This is a genomic window from Luteithermobacter gelatinilyticus (genome assembly GCF_005849285.1).
GTDB lineage: Bacteria > Pseudomonadota > Alphaproteobacteria > Sphingomonadales > Emcibacteraceae > Luteithermobacter > Luteithermobacter gelatinilyticus.
Genome location: NZ_CP040517.1, coordinates 1,219,571 through 1,240,423 on the forward strand (window position 1 = coordinate 1,219,571; position 20,853 = coordinate 1,240,423).

At 52.1% G+C, this 20,853-nt stretch carries 12 protein-coding genes and 1 riboswitch; of the genes, 7 read left to right on the forward strand and 5 right to left on the reverse strand.

Annotated features, from left to right (window positions below):
* Nucleotides 1-60: 60 nt before the first annotated feature.
* The 5 genes from dprA to ruvX form a co-directional block, all read right to left on the reverse strand.
* Nucleotides 61-1,194 carry a DNA-processing protein DprA gene (gene dprA, locus FE788_RS05420; protein ID WP_138379686.1) on the reverse strand — a complete coding sequence of 378 codons (1,134 nt, stop codon included), beginning with the start codon at nt 1,192-1,194 and terminating at the stop codon, nt 61-63.
* A gap of 58 nt (nt 1,195-1,252) precedes the next feature.
* Complete coding sequence (gene plsY / locus FE788_RS05425) at nt 1,253-1,855, reverse strand: glycerol-3-phosphate 1-O-acyltransferase PlsY (protein ID WP_138379687.1); 603 nt, start codon at nt 1,853-1,855, stop codon at nt 1,253-1,255.
* 13 nt (nt 1,856-1,868) lie between these two features.
* Nucleotides 1,869-3,158, reverse strand: a complete 1,290-nt coding sequence (gene pyrC / locus FE788_RS05430; RefSeq protein ID WP_138379688.1) for a dihydroorotase — start codon at nt 3,156-3,158, stop codon at nt 1,869-1,871.
* Nucleotides 3,155-4,147 (reverse strand): aspartate carbamoyltransferase catalytic subunit, encoded by a 993-nt coding sequence (locus FE788_RS05435; RefSeq protein ID WP_138379689.1) that lies wholly within the window; start codon nt 4,145-4,147, stop codon nt 3,155-3,157. Before FE788_RS05435 ends, pyrC begins: the two co-directional genes overlap by 4 nt.
* Nucleotides 4,148-4,224: 77 nt before the next feature.
* On the reverse strand, nt 4,225-4,704 hold the full coding sequence (gene ruvX, locus FE788_RS05440) for a Holliday junction resolvase RuvX (RefSeq protein ID WP_168190284.1): 480 nt from the start codon (nt 4,702-4,704) through the stop codon (nt 4,225-4,227).
* A 61-nt stretch (nt 4,705-4,765) separates the two neighbouring features.
* A riboswitch (TPP riboswitch) is annotated at nt 4,766-4,867 on the forward strand.
* Between the two features lie 71 nt (nt 4,868-4,938).
* Between ruvX and thiC the strand changes: the two genes are divergently transcribed.
* From thiC to FE788_RS05475, 7 genes are all read left to right on the forward strand, one after another.
* A complete protein-coding gene (gene thiC, locus FE788_RS05445) occupies nt 4,939-6,816 on the forward strand; it encodes a phosphomethylpyrimidine synthase ThiC (protein WP_138379690.1) in 1,878 nt (625 codons plus the stop codon).
* Nucleotides 6,817-7,494: 678 nt separating this feature from the next.
* Entirely contained in the window at nt 7,495-8,085 is a 591-nt protein-coding gene (locus FE788_RS05450; RefSeq protein WP_138379691.1) for an RNA polymerase sigma factor, read from the forward strand.
* Between the two features lie 90 nt (nt 8,086-8,175).
* On the forward strand, nt 8,176-9,333 hold the full coding sequence (locus tag FE788_RS05455; RefSeq protein WP_138379692.1) for a FecR family protein: 1,158 nt from the start codon (nt 8,176-8,178) through the stop codon (nt 9,331-9,333).
* 228 nt (nt 9,334-9,561) lie between these two features.
* The gene (locus tag FE788_RS05460; protein WP_168190285.1) at nt 9,562-12,888 is read left to right on the forward strand and encodes a TonB-dependent receptor plug domain-containing protein; all 3,327 of its coding nucleotides are present in this window, start codon (nt 9,562-9,564) and stop codon (nt 12,886-12,888) included.
* 261 nt (nt 12,889-13,149) lie between these two features.
* Complete coding sequence (locus FE788_RS05465) at nt 13,150-15,975, forward strand: TonB-dependent receptor domain-containing protein (protein ID WP_138379694.1); 2,826 nt, start codon at nt 13,150-13,152, stop codon at nt 15,973-15,975.
* Between the two features lie 388 nt (nt 15,976-16,363).
* A complete protein-coding gene (locus tag FE788_RS05470; RefSeq protein ID WP_138379695.1) occupies nt 16,364-19,300 on the forward strand; it encodes a TonB-dependent receptor domain-containing protein in 2,937 nt (978 codons plus the stop codon).
* A 313-nt stretch (nt 19,301-19,613) separates the two neighbouring features.
* A complete protein-coding gene (locus FE788_RS05475) occupies nt 19,614-20,846 on the forward strand; it encodes an argininosuccinate synthase (protein WP_138379696.1) in 1,233 nt (410 codons plus the stop codon).
* The last annotated feature ends 7 nt before the right edge of the window (nt 20,847-20,853 follow it).

The window sequence follows — 20,853 nt, forward strand, 5'->3', positions numbered from 1 at the left end:
CGCGACATATAAAGTTCTAAACAAGAGTCTGTGGCTTATAATGGGCTCTAGCACAATTTGTCAGCAAAAAGCTACCCTGTTTCCGGGATGACGCACGATTTCTCCCGCCAGTTCCAGTTCCAGAAGCACCGTATGCAGCACGGCCGGGGGGAGGGCGGTTTGCCGGATCAGTTCGTCTATCTGGACAGGCGTATGGCTCAGTTTTTCCCGAATTACAAGCCGTGCATTGTGCAGATCTTTTTCCTCTGGGTCGGACCAGAGCGGGGGGGTGAAGTGATCCATATCGGGTTCTCCGATAATTCTGTCCTGCTGAAGGTGCAGAACGTCAAGAATATCGTCGGCCGTTTCGGTCAGGACGGCGCCTTGGCGAATCAGACTGTTTGGTCCCTTGGCGCGCGGATCCAGCGGTGAGCCGGGAATGGCGAAAACCTCACGCCCCTGTTCTAGCGCCAGCCGGGCGGTAATCAGGGATCCGGATTTGTGGGTGGCTTCCACCACCAGAAGCCCCAACGAAAGACCGGAAATAATCCGGTTACGGCGGGGAAAATGCCGGGCCTGGGGCTGGATGCCGAGCGGCATTTCCGACAGCAGCAGGCCAGTTTCCCTGATTTGATGATAAAGAGGCTCATTTTCTCTGGGATACGGCACATCGACACCGCCGGCCAGCACAGCAACAGTCCCGCTGGACAGGGCCCCCTCATGGACGGCGGCGTCAATACCGCGGGCCATGCCGGAGATGAGCACATATCCTGCCTGCCCCAGCGCCTGCGCCATATGGCGGGCCAGGCGCAGGCCGACAGCGGAAGCGTTACGGGCACCGACAATGGCAAAACACGGTTTTTCGAGGAGGGAGCGGTGCCCAAGGGCAAAAAGCACCGGTGGGGCGTCTTCTGTCGCGGCGAGTGCGCGGGGATAGGATACATCCCCGAAAACAATTATCTCCCCTTCAAGGCGTTTCAGCGCGGCAAGTTCTGCCCGCGCTGCCTTTTCGGCATAGGCGATGAGCGGCTTGCGCCGACCCCCGCGCCGGGAAAGTTCAGGCAGCATTTTAAGGGCTTGTCTGGCGCTGCCATAGCGGGCGAGAAGGTGGCGGAAAGTCACCGGCCCGACATTTTCGGTGCGGATCAATCGCAGACGGGACAGCTTTTCTTCGGCTGTCAAAGGCGTTGGCGCAGCATCTTTGTGTCCATTCATTTATTCCCCCAATCGTGTGTTCCCCCAATCATGTAGCTCCCCCCAAAAAAAAGCGTGGTCAGCCTTTTTTGCCGATCCGGGGTTCTGTGCCATCCAGCAGGCGTTTGATATTATCCTTATGACGGATAAAGATTAGACTACACAATATACCGCTTAAAATTGCAAGCCCTATATTGTCAATATAATAAGAGTAGAGTGGGGAAAGTGCTGCTGCAACAAGCGCGGAAAGCGACGAAATTCTGAACAGCAGCGCCGTGATAAGCCAGGTCAGACATGCGGCGAGGCCCACCGGCCAGCCTAGCGCCAGAAGAGTGCCAAGGAATGTGGCAACCCCTTTCCCACCTTTAAATTTCAGCCAGACGGGATAGATATGTCCGACAAACGCGGCGCCTCCGGCATACAGTCCCAGTCCCGGCAGATACGTTTCGGCCAGCAGGGCCGCAGCGGCTCCCTTACCGCCATCCAGCAGGAGGGTGAGAAGGGCCAGGGCTTTATTACCGGTGCGCAGGACATTGGTTGCCCCGATATTGCCTGACCCGATTTTCCGGATATCCCCCAGCCCTGCCAGACGGGTGAGCAGTAGACCGAAAGGAATGGCGCCCAACGCATAGCCGGCCAGGATGGCCAAAAGGATGGTTTGGTAAGCTAGGGGCTCGCTCATGCATTATCCCCGTTTATGCGGCGTTATAATCAAACACCGTTTGTCCGCCGACAACGGTTCGCAAGACGCGGCCCTGGACCGGGCGACCATCAAAAGGGGTATTTTTGGTAATGCTGATCAGGTTGTCTGCGTCAATTTTGTATGGGGTGTCGGGATCGAACAGACACAGATCTGCCGGCGCGCCTTCTGCGAGCACTCCCGTTTCCAGCCCCAGGATTCTGGCTGGATTACAGGTCATCTTGGCGAGCACCTCCAGCAGGCTGAGATGGCCATTGTGATAAAGCTCCAATGCCACGGGCAGCATGGTTTCCAGTCCGATAACGCCGGCTTCGGCCTGCTCAAAGGGTACACGTTTGTTTTCCGGGTCCTCCGGGTCATGACCGCTGACGATCACATCGATGATGCCGTCTTTCAGGGCCTCTACCACAGCGACCCTATCGTCCTCGCTCCTGAGCGGCGGGGAGACTTTGGCGAAGGTGCGATAATCTTCGATGGCAAATTCGTTGAGGGCAAAATGCGGCACTGCCACCCCGGCGGTAATGCGCAAGCCGCTTACCTTGGCGGCTCTCATGACTTCAATGCTGTCCTGGCAGGTGATCTGGGAAGCATGATACCGGGTGCCGATTTTTTTCAGCAAGCGGATATCCCGTTCCAGCATGATGGTTTCGGCTTCTGTGGGGATGCCGGGCAGACCGAGGCGCGTGGCCAATTCCCCGTCGTTCATACAGCCATTTGCCGACAGGCTGGGTTCGGCAAGATGCTGGATCACCAGCCCGTCAAAATAGGACATGTATTTCAGGATACGCCGCATGAGTGTGGCGTCGGGGATGCTGACATTCCCGTCGGTGAAAGCTTTAATCCCCGCCCGGCTCATCAATCCGATTTCGGTCATTTCCTTGCCCTTGAGCTGTTTGGTCAATGCCGGGAAGGTCAGAAAGCGGACTTTGGCCTGACGGGTGCGGCTCATCACATATTCCACTCGCGCCAGGTCATCAATAATAGGCGAGGTGACAGGTTGGACGCAGACTGTGGTGACCCCCCCGAAAGCCGCCGCATCGCCGGTGTTCTGGATAGTATCGCGATAATCTGCCCCCGGAATGCCAATAAAGACGCGCATGTCAATCAGGCCGGGGGCCAGGCATTTGCCCTGACAGTCGATGATGGTGATGTCGTCCTTGGGAACGGTGAGTTTTTCGCCGATGGCGGCAATGATTTTACTGTCGACCAGAAGTTGTCCCAGCCGGTCCAGGCCGCTGGCCGGATCAAGAAGGCGGGCGTTGTCATATAGCGTGTAACGGGTCATTTGCCGGCCTCCTGAACCTGGTTGCGTTTTTCCCGGGTCAGAAGGTCGAGACAGGCCATACGTACAGCAACCCCCATTTCCACCTGTTCCTGGATCACACTACGCGTGAGATCGTCGGCCACGGCGGCGTCAATCTCCACTCCCCGGTTCATGGGGCCCGGATGCATGATCAGGGCATCGTCCTTGGCCACGGACAGTTTGTCATAGTCCAGCCCGTACAGGGTAAAAAATTCACTGATGGACGGAAAATAACCGCCCTGCATGCGTTCGGTCTGTACCCGCAACATCATGATGATGTCACAATCCTTGAGTCCTTCCTTCATGTCGTAGAAAACTTCTACACCAAGCCGCTCCACTCTGGCCGGAATCAGGGTCGGCGGGCCGATCAGGCGCACCCGCGCGCCCATGGTGGTCAGCAGGTAAATGTTGGAGCGGGCCACCCGGCTGTGGGCGATATCTCCGCAGATGGCGACCGTCAGGCGTGCCAGACGTCCCTTCCGCCGGCGGATGGTGAGCGCGTCCAGCAGGGCCTGTGTCGGATGTTCATGCCGCCCGTCGCCGGCATTGAGCACGGCGCAGCTTACTTTTTGCGACAACAGATTGACGGCTCCGGACTGACCGTGCCGGACCACCAGAAGATCCGGTTTCATGGCATTGAGGGTGAGGGCTGTGTCCAGCAGGGTTTCCCCCTTTTTCAGGGAAGAGGTGGAGGTGGACATATTGATTACATCCGCGCCAAGCCGTTTTCCCGCCAGCTCAAAAGACATGCGGGTGCGGGTGGAGTTTTCAAAAAACAGATTGATCTGGGTGAGACCCTGGAGGATGTTTTTCTTTTTATTGGTCTGCCGGTTTTGTTCCACATACATATCGGCGACATCCAGAATCTGGGTAATCTCCCGTTCCTTGAGCCCCTCTATCCCCAAAAGGTGCCGGTGTGGGAACGGCAGATTATTCGTCGCCAGAGAAGACGATGGCGCGGCGTGTGACATGCTTCAGTCCTTGTTATGGGTAGTTCTTACTGAAGAGCTATTTTATAGAGGGCGGGGGCATTCAGGGCAAGAGGAGATTATAATTGCGCGAGATTGTCCAGTGCGCCCTGTAAAATAAAGGCGGCGGCCATTTTATCCACCAGTTCCCGACGTCTTTTGCGGCTGGCATCGGCTTCTAGCAGCGTGCGGGTGACAGCCATTGTCGACAGACGCTCATCCCACAAAACAAAAGGAATGTCAGTTTTTTTCATCATATTGGCGGCGAACTGACGCGTGGACTGGCACCGGGGGCCTTCTGTGCCGTCCATATTGATTGGCAGACCCAGAATGATCCCGCCCACATTTTGTTCTTTAATGATTTGCAACAGCCGCTCGGCATCTTTGGTGAATTTTGTACGTCGGAGAGTTTCCATGGGACTGGCAATAGAGCATTGTATATCTGACAAGGCAATGCCAATGGTTTTGCTCCCCAAATCCAGCCCGAGCAGGCGTTGGCCCTTTTTAAGGCGGGATTTCAGGTCTTTCATCTCAATAATCATGGAACCTACATAGCTCATTGGATGTTATTTGCAATATTTTCTTGAAATACCCCCCGGATATAATATTAATGGACATAATATATATTCCTAGGGGTGCCATGCGGCTGAGAGGCAGTTTTCCTGTCGACCCTTAGAACCTGATCCGGTTGATACCGGCGTAGGGAAGGGATAGCGTGAAATCAACTCTTCACTTTTTCCTTTGTCGTTGCCGTTGCCGGATCTTTGCACAAATGTTTTCTACAGGAGATCCAGATGAATATCGCCACCGATCCGGAAAAGATGCCCCCAAAAATGGAAGTTACCACCGGACCGCTTCCGGCATCGCGGAAAATATATGTGGAAGGAACGGTTGCGCCGGATATCCGGGTGCCTATGCGGGAGATCGACCTGTCTCCTTCCGCCAATGAAAAGCCGGTGCGGGTGTATGACACGTCGGGACCCTACAGCGACCCCAATGTGAAGATTGATATTTACAAGGGATTGGCGCGTATCCGTGAAAAATGGATCATGGACCGGGGCGATGTGGAGGCCTATGAAGGGCGGGAAGTCAAGCCAGAAGATAACGGGAATGCCACCGGTAAATATCTGGCTCAGGAGTTTCCGATCAAACACAAACCCTTGCGGTCCAGGAATGGGCAGGCTGTGACACAATTGGCCTATGCCCGGCGCGGCATCATCACGCCGGAAATGGAATATATCGCCATTCGGGAAAATATGGCCAGAGCTCAGTTGGGGGCGGAACTGGCCGAAAATTACACCCCGGATGAATATGCCGAAAGCTTTGGCGCCAGCATTCCGGAACAGATCACGGCGGAATTCGTGCGTGATGAAGTGGCCCGCGGGCGCGCCATCATTCCGGCTAACATCAATCATCCTGAACTTGAACCCATGATCATCGGCCGTAATTTCCTGGTCAAGATCAATGCCAATATCGGCAACAGCGCCGTGGCATCATCCGTGGCTGAGGAAGTGGAAAAAATGGTCTGGGCAACCCGGTGGGGGGCGGATACGGTGATGGACCTGTCCACCGGTCGCAATATTCACAACACCCGGGAATGGATCATCCGCAATTCACCTGTTCCGATTGGGACGGTACCGATCTATCAGGCGCTTGAGAAAGTCGGCGGGGTGGCCGAGGATCTGACTTGGGAGGTGTTTCGGGATACCTTGATCGAGCAGGCCGAGCAGGGAGTGGACTATTTCACCATACATGCCGGTGTTCTGCTGCGTTATGTGCCAATGACGGCCAAACGGGTGACGGGGATTGTCAGCCGCGGCGGGTCAATCATGGCGAAATGGTGTCTGGCCCATCATAAGGAGAACTTCCTCTATACCCATTTTGAGGAAATCTGCGAGATCATGAAGGCCTATGATGTCAGCTTTTCCCTGGGGGATGGTCTGCGGCCGGGCTCCATTGCGGACGCCAATGACGAAGCGCAGTTTGCTGAGCTGGAAACCCTGGGTGAGTTGACCAAGATTGCCTGGAAGCATGATGTGCAGGTCATGATCGAGGGGCCGGGCCACGTGCCTATGCACAAGATCAAGATCAATATGGACAAGCAGCTTAAGGAATGCCACGAGGCACCGTTCTATACGCTGGGCCCGCTCACCACTGATATTGCCCCGGGGTATGATCACATTACCAGCGGGATCGGGGCGGCCATGATCGGCTGGTTCGGCTGTGCCATGCTGTGTTATGTGACGCCGAAGGAGCATCTGGGCCTGCCCAACCGGGACGATGTTAAAACCGGCGTGATCACCTATAAGATTGCGGCCCATGCCGCCGACCTTGCCAAGGGGCATCCGGGGGCGCAGCTTCGGGATGATGCGTTGAGCCGGGCGCGGTTTGAGTTCCGTTGGGAGGATCAGTTTAATCTGTCGCTCGATCCGGAAAAGGCCCGGGAATATCATGATGAGACCCTGCCAAAAGAAGCCCATAAAGTGGCGCATTTCTGTTCTATGTGCGGGCCGAAATTCTGTTCCATGAAAATCACGCAGGAAGTTCGGGACTATGCGGCCGCGCAGGAAGCGGAAAAGGGTATGCAGGAAATGTCAGAAAAATTCCGCGAACGCGGCAGCAAAATTTATCAGACCGTGGAAGCCAACCGGGAGGCCAACAAGGCCTTGTAACTATTTGAAATCAATGTGAATTAGGGTGCGGTTCTGGTGTGAGACATTGGTGCCGCGCTCTTTTTTTGTCTTTTGTGAGCCTTCGCTTCATGAGCATTGTTACTGTGTTTAAGCACGTATAAAATTTAAATAATGCATCTATTTTCTGTAAAAAAGAATGATTTTTTCATTTTTGATAGAATTATCAACGGCAGTATGGTAGTAAATAAATGGTATGTGTGAAAACGGGGAGCTTTATGCTTTTTCGTCACTTGCGTAAGACGCAGAACAGCCATTTCTTAAGTTTGGGACTTTTGGGGCTGTGTTTTTCTTCGCGGGGGTAGTTACCACAGATCCTTGATAGCTATTCACCCACACAGGAATAGCTATCCTCCGTAGGAGAACTGGCTGCCGTCTTTTGACGGCAGCCTTTTTTACTTCGGGTGTTCATGTTCGCCGATCCGTTGAGTATTGAATGGCCCATAAAATATTAAGACCCTTAAGATCGATAAATCCGCCAGTAGACAATTATTTTTTTTGAATTTACCTTTTGCCTTGATTTTCTGCAGTTTTCTGTGGGAAAGGCCATTGTGATTTTACTGAGAAACACAGGGTAAAAGGCTATAAATCTTTTTACGGAGGAAGCCGGAGATTTGCGGGACGTAAGTTCTGTACATCCGTAATTTCTGGCACATAGAGATGAAAGATAACAATAAAAATCTCCAACATAACAACAGCCTTGTGGAAGGGCTGTACAGGGAACACAGCCAGTCCCTGAAAGGGTATGTGTATAACTTCCTGCAATCTGAAAATGAGGCAGAGGAGCTGACACAGGAAGCTTTTTTAAAGTTCCATAATGCAAAAAATCCGGAAGCAATCCGGTCTCCGAAGGCGTTTTTATTTCGGATCGGGCACAATTTGGCCATGAAGGCGCTGCGCCGGAAAAAAATCGTAAAATTTGAAAATGGCCTGGATCTTGATCAAATGACATTAGAAAGCAGGGAGCCTTTGGCCGATCAGCGTCTTAGCTCAAAACAGGAATATCGGCTGTTTTGTGAGGCGGTGCTGAGCTTGCCGCCCAAATGTCGGCAGGCGTTTACACTCAGAATGATTTACCGGATGTCTTATAAAGATATTTCTGACAAACTTGGCATTTCCGTCAGTACGGTTGAAAAACACGTGCTGAAAGGCATGCGGGATTGTCAGCAGTATATGGAAGCTCGAATGAAACAGACTTCTCCCGCGCACAACCAAAAAACTGCCAAGGGTGATGCTGTTCGTTCTTCATAAAAACAGTAAAAGAAATAAAACAAACAATAAATATAATATACAATAATATAATAATAAAAAGACAAAACAACCTACGGAAGAGATGAGAGTATGGGTGGTAAAATATCTGTAGAAGATCAGGCCAGACAGTGGTATCTGCGCCTGCAGGAAGGGGTTGATGATGACCAGGTCAGAGGGGAGTTTGAGCGCTGGCTCAAGGCGGATGAAAGGCATTTTGCCAGTTTTAAAAAGGTTGCTGTCTTTTGGGGCACCATTGAGGACCTTCCTGATCTGATCTCTTGTGGTGCGGCCGCAAGGCAAAAAGAACCGGATCCAGACCTGTTTCTCAAATTGGCCAATGCTAATGAAACAGACCAGGCTATTCAGGCCGGGATGGCTAAACAGCCAGCGAAAGAGGGGGCGCGTGTCGTTCCTGTTAGGTGGTGGAAAAAGCGCCATCGGGGCTGGTTTTTCTCAGATTTACAAAAAAAGTACGCTGCGGCGGCAGCGTTTCTTCTGGTGGGGGTGTTCTCCTATTATTTATACCAATCATGGATGCCGGAGGGGACGTTCAGAACCGGTGTAGGCGAGCAGTTGACCGTCACACTTGATGACGGGTCGGTTATGCGCCTCAACACAAATACGCGGGTGCGGGAAGAATATTCAGAAAAACTGAGGAAGGTACGACTGTTACGGGGGGAAGCCAGCTTTGAGGTGAGCAAAGATGAAACGCGTCCCTTTGTTGTGGAAACGGATCACGGGGTGATCATGGCCGTGGGGACGTCTTTTAACGTCTATGAAACTTCGGGCAAGGTGGAAATCATTGTTCTCGAGGGTACTGTTGCCGTAGGTCAGGGGCAAACTCTGCCGCATATGCAGCCGCTTGCGGTTCAGGAAAAGATCAAACAAGAAAAGAGCCGCCCAAGGGACAGGGATATGGTTTTGCTGTCTGCAGGTGAGAAGGTCTATGCTTATGAAAACAAACTGGGGTTAGTGGGGCGGGCCAGCCAACTGGAACTGGATAAAAAAACACTATGGCCGCAGGGAAAAGTGATTTTCCGGGGACAGGCTTTGGCCGAAGTCGTAGAGGAAATGGCCCGATATAGTAACCGTAAAATTATCATCACTGATCGCAGAGCCAAAGACATGAAAATGGGCGGCGCTTTCGAAATTGATGACTTCGACGCCTTTATCAGTGCCGTAGAGGACGCTTTTCCGGTAAAAGTTATTCGTATTACCCCCTTGCTTACGGTTATTGTGGAAGCATAGATCATTCGGTAGACTGGAATTAAGCAGAAAAATATGTTTCCATTACGCTTTCATGAATGGAAAAACCGCTACAGGTTTTACAAAGACACCGTTGTGTCTTTGTGTTTTTTTTGTGTTTTGGGCGTTGCTGCAACGTTATTTCCGGAAAACGCAGCTTTTGGCGCACAAGACTCTGTTGTGCCTGTTGAGCTACCCCATCCAGTTCAGGAAATTCATATTAGGAAGGACTTGGCCACCCTTGCGGATACACTTCTTCTATTTGCCCAACAGACCGGTGAAGAGATTATTTTCCCTTATGACAGAGCCCGGCAGTATCCGGCCAAAGGTCTGAAAGGGCGTTATACGTCAACCGGGGCATTGGCGGTGCTGCTGAAAGACACGCCGCTCATTGCTTATCGCAATGCAGAGAATATTATCATTATTCGGTTTGATCAGGCCAAAGCCCGGGGCCTGCGGGAGAAACGCCGACAACGACCCCGGTCCTCTCAGCCAGACAATTTGTCTGCCTCTCTTACAGAAACTGTAGAGCTTGATGCCGGGGATCTTCCCGTAGAAGAATTAGTAATTACCGGCTCCCGTCTTGAACGTAAGGAGTTTGTCACACCTACTCCCCTGGCGATCATTTCGTCTGACCTAATCAGGACAACTGGAAGCACGAATGTGGAAACCATTCTCAATAAGTTTTCTCAGGTACTTCCGGGCTTGACCGCTCATTCCAATAATCCGGGAGATGGCACTGTAACGCTGGATCTCAGGGGGCTGGGGACGAGCCGCACATTGGTGCTGGTGGATGGAAAGCGTTATGTGGCCAGTAATCAGGCGGGGATTATTGATCTTAATGCCATTCCCACTGTGTTGGTCAAAAAGGTTGAAATCGCCACGGGCGGAACTTCCGCGGTCTATGGATCAGATGCGATTTCCGGCGTGGTGAATTTTATTCTCAAAGATGACTTTCAGGGCGGTCTGCTGGACACTCAATACAGTATTTCCAATGCAGGAGATGCCGAGAAATGGCATGCAGATGCGGTGTTTGGCGGCGATATTGCCCAAGGCAGAGGCAATTTGTTTTTGCATGTTGGGTATCTTGAAAGGCAGGCATTATTGCAGGGGGAAAGGAGGTTCTCCAGTTATGCGTTGGGTGATGGATTTATTGTGCCAGGCAGTGCCGATCCGGATTTTGGCTTTGGTCTTCCATCCCGTCCGAGTGAAGGCGGCGTTCCCGGATTGATCCGTCTGGGAAGCGGCGCTATTCCAGAAACCCGGATAATTGGTGTATTTCCTACGGGCCCTTATCCGGGTCTTGAGCGCTTTGGACCTCAAGGGGAGTCCCTGCCCTATAGAAGTGAGGAACACTCTTTCAATTATGCGCCCGATAACTTTCTTCAGCTGCCACAAAAAAGGTGGATGACTACCTTGGGTGGTAAATATGAGATTTCGGACGCTTTGCGGCTGCAAAGCCGATCGACCTTCGTGCATAATAGGGTTGACACAAAACTGGCGCCAACCCCAGCTTTTATGGGGGAGGTTCTGGTCCCGGTGGAGAATCCCTTTCTTGCCGAGGACAGCCGGGCGGCGCTGCGAGGTCTTGACTGGTATGGCACGGGGGACATTATTCAAGCTCGAAATGGGGCTGGCGAGCTTTTGTTTCATGCGGATGGAACGCCGGTACAGGCGCGCCAGGCGTTGGGTGTTGTCTATGATGAGCAAGGAAATGTTCTATCAACCCAGGCGCTCTGGAATGATAATGGAACACCAGTGGTTGCGACAGGTGTGCCGGACCCTGATGTGACCGGCAGACTGTTGTTCCAGGCAGATGGCAAAGCACTTATTCCGTTTCTGGGGCGGCGCATTCAGGAAATCGGGACACGAAAATCTTTAAATGACCGAGACAGTTTTAATACGGTTTTCAGTTTTGAGGCCGATCTGTCCGCGCGCTGGCAGTGGTCGGGATATTATAATTACGGCCATTATTCCCATGAACAACACAATATCAACGATGTTTCGGAACAGAAGCTGCGTCAGGCGCTGAACATTATAGAACTGGACGGAGAATATGTTTGTGCGGATGAGGCGGCGCGTGCAAAAGGGTGTGTGCCGGCAAATATTTATGGAGCGGGCAACCTTTCACCTGAGGCTTTGGCGTATATTGGCATCAATACTTTCAGCAAGACCACATATGAGCGACAGGTGGCAAGTACTCAGATTTCCGGCTTTCTTGATATGTCATGGTTGGGGGGAGAGGAAAAAGAGCCAGCACAGTTTCTGTTCGGGGCGGAGTGGCGCAAGGAAAGCAGTCATTTTAAAACCGATGAGGCGGTCAGTAGCGGGGATGTTCTGGGATTTAATATCAATCAGGGGGCCAATGGCAGTTATGCTGTGCTCAGCCTGTTTGGCGAATTTGCTCTCCCGCTGATTTCAACCGGGGCCGACGGACAGAAGCTGGAACTTTCCGGGGCTTTCCGATACTCCGATTTCCAGACGTCTGGGGTTAACTGGTCCTATGCGGCAGGGGTTTTCTGGTCCCCGGGAAGTGGGATAAGTTTGAGAGGGCAGTATCAGCGGGCGGTTCGCGCTCCCAATATTGACGAGCTTTTTTCCGGTAAAATGGAAACGTTTAGTGAAGTTATGGATCCTTGTGCGGCACGTTATGCGGAGGCTTCTGAAATGCTTGTTCCGCTATGTGAAGCGACGGGGGTGCCTGCTGGTGAAACAGGGCATTTTACCCAGGCTAGTGGCCTGATTAGAATTAGTTATTCTGGTAACCCTAATCTGAAAGAAGAATTTTCGGATACTTTTACGACCGGTCTGGTGGTGCGTCCGGATCAGTTTGGAAACTTTCAACTGACCCTGGATTATTATGATATCACCCTGCATGACCGGATTGATATTCTGGCCGGTGGCGCTGCAAATGTTTTTGCCCTCTGTTATTCCGGTAATAATCCTGAGAGTCCTTATTGTCAGGCGATTCACCGTCTTCCGGATGGCAATCTGAATTATCTGGACCTCACCCTTGAAAATCAGGGCAAGGCCCACACCAATGGATTTGATTTGCAGATATTCTATTCCCGGGCGGTGGAATGGGGATTGTTCACTGGAGGCAGCAATCTGGATTTTTATTTTCAGGGCAGCTATGTGCTGGGCTTTCGCCTTGATCCAGCGGTAGGTCTTCAGGGCCCCGATTGTGTTGGCTTTTTTGGTGGGATTTGCGGAGATCCCTATCCGCGGCTGCGGTTTATGCAACTGACCAGATGGGAGACAGGACCGCTAAGCCTGACATTAAGGTGGCGTTTTATGGGAGCTGTCAAAGATGCGGCTCAACTGGAGGGCCTGCGACCGGATCAACTTGCTGTGCCGGATATTCCTGCACAACATTATTTTGACCTCTATGCCACATATGAGGTTTCTGAGCAGATTTCTCTGCGTGGCGGGGTGGACAATTTATTGAACAATATGCCGGAGTTTATCGGATCAAGCCAGCAGCAGGCGAATACCTTTCCAAACGTTTATGACGTATTGGGGCCTTATTTTTACATGGGCCTTCAGCTCAAATTTTAAACTAAATACAGAATTTCTGATATTTTTGAAATTTTGTTTTGAAAGTATCCGCAAAAACAAAATTTTCATCAAAGTTGTTGAAAAAGAAGTATTTTTTTCATTTTGACATGGTGGTTTCCGCTCCTTTGAGGGTCTTGGGTTTCAAGAAATAAAGATTCAGGAGGACGCCTTGCGCAGGGAAAGTATATCCTGCAGCATTCAGCTGTGCTTTTGGCGTTCCTCCAAAAAAGAATCACTAAAACCCAACCTACAGGAGGAAAAATGCCTAAAACCTTTTTTCATATTAACAGATATTTGAAAACCGGTGTGTCCGCGTTTGCGGTCCTCGGGACCTTATCTGTTGCAACTACTCCTTTCACAGCTATAGCTGCGGAAGAAGAAGAGCTGACCCTTGAAGAGGTGGTTGTTACCGGTTCCCGTATCAAGCGTAAGGATCTGACAGCCCCGAGCCCGGTTACCTTGCTTGACAGCAACGATGTAAAGGTTTCCGGTCTGAACCACGTTGGTGAACTGTTGAACCGGTTGCCGTCCGCAGGTGTACCGCCGGTATCCGATACCAACTCAAACTTCACCACAACTGCGACCGGGGCAACTATCCTGGACCTGCGTGATCTGGGTTCAGAAAGGACTCTGGTTCTTGTAAACGGCCGGCGTCACGTTGGCGGTTTGGCTGGTGGTCCGCAGGTGGACGTGGCGATGATTCCGACGGCAATGATTGATAGAATCGAAGTGGTCACTGGCGGGGCTTCTGCCGTGTATGGTTCTGAAGCCATTGCCGGCGTTGTAAACCTGATCCTGAAAGACGACTTCGAAGGCGTTGAGTTTAACAGCCGCTTCGGTATCAGTGATGAAGGTGACGGGGAAGAATACGACCTTGGGGCTACTGTTGGTGGAACCTTCGGGGATGACCGCGGTAGCGCCATCCTGCATTTCAGCTATAACAAGAAGGAAATGATCGAGTCCAAGGATCGTGATTTCTCCAAGTCAGATACGTTCCTGGATGACAATCAGGCCTTTAGCTCCTTCCCTCCGCAGGGGCATTTCTTTATCCCGGGACAGTTGCGCGGTTTTACACTTGATCCGGCAACCGGCCTCTTTAATAAGCCCTTTGTTAGTTCTGAAGACGGCTTCAACCGGAATGCTTTCCGTTTGATCCGCGTTCCCACAGAACGTTATCTGATGAGCGCTAAAATTGACTACGATATCGCTGATGGTCACGAGTTTTTCATTGAAGGCGCTTATTCAAGACTTCAGTCAGATTCTCGTCTGGAGCCGACCATCACGGGGCAGTTCATTTCTGTGGGGAATATCCCGAACATCAACCTGCCGGTTGATAACCCGTTCATTCCGGCTGAACTTCTGGCTCTTATCCCTGATGGGACAGAAGAGATTACCTTCCGGAAACGTTTTCTTGAGCTAGGCCCGCGGACATCCGATGCCCAGCGTCAGACCTTCCGTGTAGCCACCGGCTTCAAAGGGGACATCGATGAGAACTGGTCTTATGATACGTATTATACGTTTGGGGTTACTACCCAGGATCAGATCAATGGCGGTGTGTTCAACTCCCAGAACTTCCTCAATGGCCTGAATGTGGAAGCCGATCCGGATAACCCTGGTCAGTTCCGCTGTAAGGATGCGCTGGCACGTTCACAGGGGTGTGTTCCGATCAACGTCTTTGGTGTAGGCAGCATCTCTCAGGAAGCGATCGATTATGTAAGTACGCCTGAGTCATTCACCTCTCGCTTGACCCAGCATGTGGTTGCAGGATCTGTTACCGGTAATCTCCTGACGCTTCCCGCTGGTGATGTCGGTGTTGCTTTGGGTGCTGAGTATCGCAAGGAGAAAAGTGAAGACAATCCGGATGCTCTGGCTCAGCTTGGGATTACCTCAGGTAACTCCACACCTGCTACCAACGGTGAATATGATGTGAAAGAATTCTTTAGCGAAGTGCGGGTTCCCGTGCTGGCTGATGCGGCTTTCGCAGAATATTTAGGAGTTGAAGGGGCAATCCGTTATGCGGACTACAGCACTGTTGGCGGTGTATGGTCCTATAAACTCGGCGGTGAATGGTCTCCGATTTCGGATGTGCGTATCCGCGGTGGGTATTCCCGTGCCGTCCGTGCTCCTAACATCGATGAATTGTTTAATGAAGGTTCTGAAACCTTCCGTTCTGTTGATGATCCATGTACCAAAGGCGGTGAGGGGCAGCCCCAGATCGTTAAAGATCGCTGCGCTACAATTCCGGGTGTGGACGAAAACTTCGATCCGGGGGCCGCAGGGATCCGGAGCGCCGGTGGTTTTGCCTCAGGCAATCCTGACCTGAATGAAGAAACCGCCGACACGTGGACTATTGGTGCGGTTGTTCAGCCGGAAGCTGTCCCGGGTCTGTCTCTGACTGTTGATTATTTCAACATCACTGTTGATGATGCGATCAACAGTTTCTCAGCTCAGACAACTGCTGAACAGTGTCTGCTGCAGCCGGATTTCCCCAACAACCCGTTCTGTGAACTGATCCAGCGTGATCCTGTCACAGGGCTGATCCTGCGCATTGATGCCAAGGAAATCAATGTGGCCACGTTTAAAACGGACGGCATTGACTTCTCTATCAATTATGACGTTGATGCGGATGTATTAGGTCTGGGTGAAGGGGACTTCAACTTCAACGTCATCGGCACTTATATGTTCTCCAACAACTTCACGCCGTTTGAGGGGGGTGAGGTCATTGAAGAAGCCGGTGAAGTTGGGCTCAGCAAACTGAAATTCAATACGCGGGTTACCTACAACCGTGACAATTTCAGCATTTCCTGGGGAACAAGGTTGATTGGCTCTGCTGTTATTGACAACACCATCACGACCGACGACTTTGCCGGTAATGATGTTGGCGCACAGTGGTACCACGACCTTTATGCCAGCTATAATGTGCTTGAAAACGTTCAGCTTTTTGGTGGTGTAAACAACGTGTTTGATAAAACACCGCCGGCCGTTCCGGCTCCCTTTGACCAGAATGTGACGGGTACTGTTACCGCCGCTGACGTTTACGACGCCGTAGGCCGGTACTTCTATTTCGGTGTGACCTCACGGTTCTAATCCACGACGTCTTAGACGTTCTATAATAGATCATTTTGCAGCGTTCCTCTTATAGGGGAGCGCTGCTTTCATATCGATAGACCCCTTCGCCATTTTGGGGTTCATTTCTCCCTCTTTGAGACTTGCGACTTATTCAAAACTTATTGCGTTATGAATGCTAATTTTGGAATTAAATTCTATCAATATTCGAAAAACAGAATATTAATTGAAGTTGTTGAAAAGGTTGCGTTTTTCTCCGTATTTTTCTGACGGGCGTATGGTGGTTTTTCTTCGTCAGAGAGTCTTAGGGGTAAGAAAAAAGATTCCGGAGAACGGCTTATACCAGGATTCATGTCTTGCCGCTCTTTGACACAAGGAATTACCAAAACCAACCCTAAGGGAGGAAAATATGCCTAAAGCTATTTTTCATATAAACAGACGTCTGAAAACCGGTGTGTCCGCACTTGCGGTCCTCGGGAGTTTATCTGTTGCGACATTCCCGCTCACGGCTGTGGCAGCGGAAGAAGAAGAGGAATTAACCCTCGAAGAAGTGGTGGTGACGGGTTCACGCATTCAACGTGAAGACCTGACAGCCAACAGCCCGGTTTCTGTGCTTGAGGCCGGTACCATTAAAATGACCGGCACCACCAATGTGGAAGAATTCCTGCGCGACATTCCCCAAGCTGTAGCAGGCATTGGGGCCCAGGCCAATAACGGCAATGACGGCGGCGCCACCGTTGATTTGCGAAACCTGGGTGAAGAACGCACGCTTGTCCTGGTGGACGGCAAACGTTTTGTGCCGTTTGATAACCAGGGGTTTGTGGATCTCAGCATGATCCCCACCAGCCTGATCGAACGGGTTGAAGTGGTCACCGGCGGGGCCTCTGCGGTGTATGGGTCTGACGCTATTGCCGGTGTTGTCAACTTTATCATGCGCGACGACTTCGAAGGTCTCGAAATGGATGCCCAATACGGTATTTCCGAGCGGGGTGACGGTGAACGAGCTGATTTCAGCGTGACCGTCGGTGGCAGCTTTGCCGGAGATCGCGGCCATGCGGTGCTCAATATCGGCTATACGGACCAGAAAGCCGTGACCCAGGGTGATCGGGAGTTTTCCGAATTTGCCCTGGCCGCAGCAGACTTTTCTCCGGGCGGCAGCTTCACCACGCCGGACGGGGTGATTGATGGCACCTTTGCGCTGGTTCCCGATCCTAATGGCGATCAAGCGGTCTCCTTTGATCAAAACGGCAATCTGGTGCCGTTCGCAGGCACTTTCAACTTCAACCCCTTTAACCTGCTGCAAACGCCGCAGAAAAAATGGACCGCCACGGCGTTGGCCACCTATGACGTGACCGATAATATCGAATTCTACAGCCGGGCGTCCTTTGCCAACAACCAAGTACGCACCATCATTGCGCCGACGGGAACCTTTTTCTTCCCGTTCTCGCTGAACCTGAACAACCCGTTCCTGTCTGCGCAAGCGGTGAATGCGCTGACCGATCAGGATGGAGATGGTGTTGTTGATGCCGAGTTCGATGCCGACAGTGACGGTGTGGTTGATCCTGATGCCAATATTGATATTGCTTTCGGACGGCGTTTGCCGGAAATTGGCACGCGTGATTCCATTTATGAAAATACCGCTTATCAGTTTGTTGGCGGCTTTACCGGAGACCTTAGCGACGGCATTGTCTGGGATGTGTTTGCCCAGTATGGTCGTACCAAACGGACCCAGAACTTCGTCAATGACGTTAGCTTCAGCAAGGCCCAGCAGGGCATGCGGGCAATTACGGATCCAGTTACCGGGGAAATCGTCTGTGAAGACCCCAGCGGCGGGTGCGTGCCGGTAAACTTCTTTGGCGCCGGCAATATTTCCGAGGAAGCCGCACGCTTTATCGCCCTGAACCTGGCAGAGGTCAATAATACGGAGCAAACCATTGTGGGTGGCTCGTTGACCGGTGATTTGCCGCTGCAACTGCCGAGTGCGTCAAACCCCGGGGCGTTTGCCGTGGGCTTTGAGTACCGCAAGGAGAGCAACGAATCCCTGCCAGACGATAACCTGGTCAGCGGCAACAGCATCGGTTTCGGCTCCAGTACGCCGGTAGATGCGAATTTTCGGGTCTGGGAATTTTTTGCCGAAACCAAGATCCCGTTGGTTCAGGACGCCACCTTTGCCGAATCCCTGGTGCTGGACGCTGGGGTGCGTGTAGCGGATTATCAGAACACGGTTGGCAATATTGAAAATAGTTTCACCAACTGGACCTATAAGATTGGCGGGGAATGGGCGCCGATCAGTGATCTGCGCTTCCGCGGCATGTTCCAGCGGGCCGTGCGTGCGCCGAACTTGAGGGAAATCGGTTTGCCGAAAACCCCCAGTACGGGTGACCTGACCACGGATCCTTGTGCAGGGGCCAATCCGGTCGGGAATGCGGAACTGACAGCCTTGTGTATTGCAACCGGCGTGCAGCCTGATGATATCGGTACGGTAAACGGCCCGATTTCAGGACAGATCAATAACTTCCTGGGCGGCAACCCGGAACTGGAGCCGGAAAAATCCAACACCTTCACGCTGGGGTTCGTCCTTCAGCCGGAAGCTGTGCCCGGTCTGTCCGTTGCGCTGGATTATTACAGCATCGAGATCAAGAATGTGATCACCCAGTTCGCGGAACAGAGTGTCGTGGATGCCTGTTATAACATCGAAAAGGATGCATCCGGGGAATTCTGTCAACGGATCGCCCGTAACCCGCTCAACGGGTCCCTCAACGGGGGCACCGAAACCGGGGTGGATGTATCCTTGGAAAATGCCGCCTTTGACAAGACTCAGGGCATCGACCTGTCCATCAATTACGGTTTTGACCTGAATGATGGGGAAATGGGGCGTATTGACCTGGCGTTTACCGGCACCCATGTCATCGAGACGTTGACCCGGGATGCGGACTTCCTGGAGACGGATGATTGCGCCGGACTTGCCGGAACCACCTGTCTGCGGCCTGATCCTAAATGGCGTTTCAACCAGACCGTTCAGTGGACCTATGATGCCTTGACCGTGTTCTTGCGCTGGCAGTATCTGAGCAAGGTCACCAATGATACGGTTGCCTTTGGCGAAGCGGATGAATCAGATTTTGTCCAGCCGGTGATCCCTGCTGCACATTATTTTGATCTGAGCGCGTCTTATACGATCAATGATAATGTGACGGTCCGGGCCGGAATCAACAATCTGTTTGATCGCCAGCCAACGGTTGTCGGGAATGACTTCGGCGGAACCACCGAAAACAGCGGGAACGTTTACCCTGCCGTTTACGATCCGATCGGCCGGTATTATTTCTTCGGCATCAATACCCGTTTCTAATACGCGGAAACTATACCCAAGGAACTGCAGCCATTTTGGCTGCAGTTTTTTTCTGAAATACTGGAGGGTTTTAGAACCTGAAGGGTCATAGGTTGCAGAAGCGTGATGCGAAACGTTTCGCAGAATTTTTGAACCCTATGATAGCGATGATCCACACAGTCATGGCTATCCTCCGTAGAAGGGCTGGCTGCCGTCGCAATGACGGCAGCCTTTTTCTTTTTACCATTTTCTTTTCGGTTGACCTTCTCCGGCGGGAAAGAGTATTGAAGACACCATATTCTGTGCCGAAACCCCTAGCTCAAGGACTAGCCTGATGTCAGAGAAAATCAAAAAAGTGGTGCTTGCGTATTCCGGCGGACTGGATACCTCTATTATCCTGAAATGGCTTCAGGATACCTATGGCTGCGAAGTGGTGACCTTCACTGCCGATCTGGGCCAGGGGGAGGAGCTGGAGCCGGCCCGAAAAAAGGCGGAACTTCTGGGCTGCAAAGAAATCTATGTGGAGGATTTGCGCGAAGAATTTGTACGCGATTATGTGTTTCCCATGTTCCGCGCCAATGCGCTTTATGAAGGGGTTTATCTCCTGGGCACCTCCATCGCCCGACCATTGATTGCCAAACGCCAGATCGAAATTGCCGCGGCCACCGGGGCGGATGCCGTTTGCCACGGGGCAACGGGCAAAGGCAACGATCAGGTCCGTTTTGAACTTGGCTATTATGCGCTCAATCCTGACATCAAGGTGATCGCGCCCTGGCGGGAATGGGATCTCAACAGCCGCAGCAAACTGATCGCCTTTGCCGAGAAACACCAGATCCCCATTGCCAAGGATAAACGTGGCGAAGCGCCATTTTCCGTTGACGCCAATTTGTTGCATACCTCTAGTGAAGGCAAGGCGCTGGAGGATCCGTGGCAGGAGGCACCGGAATATGTCTATAACCGTATCGTCTCACCGGAAGACGCGCCGGACAAACCCACCTATATTGAGATTGAGTTTAAAAAAGGCGATCCCGTGGCCATTGACGGTGAAAAGCTCTCTCCCGCGGCTTTGCTGGCGCGTCTGAATGAACTGGGCGGGGCCAATGGCATTGGCCGTCTGGATTTGCTGGAAAACCGTTTTGTGGGCATGAAGTCCCGGGGCATTTATGAAACTCCCGGCGGCACCATTTTGCTTACCGCGCATCGGGGGATGGAAAGCATCACCCTGGACCGGGGCGCCATGCATCTGAAAGACGAACTGATGCCGCGTTATGCGGAACTGATCTATAATGGCTTCTGGTTCTCACCGGAGCGGGAAATGCTTCAGGCGCTGATTGACAAGTCGCAGGAACATGTGGAAGGCACCGTGCGCCTGAAACTGTATAAGGGCAACGTCATGCTGGTCGGGCGCAAGTCTCCGAAGTCGCTCTATTCCATGGAGCATGTGACCTTTGAAGAAGATCAGGTCTATGACCAGCGTGATGCGGAAGGGTTTATCAAGCTGAACGCATTGCGCCTGAGGTTGCAGAAAAAACGTGGCGATGCGGATGTTCCGCCCAGCTACGAATAACCTGACG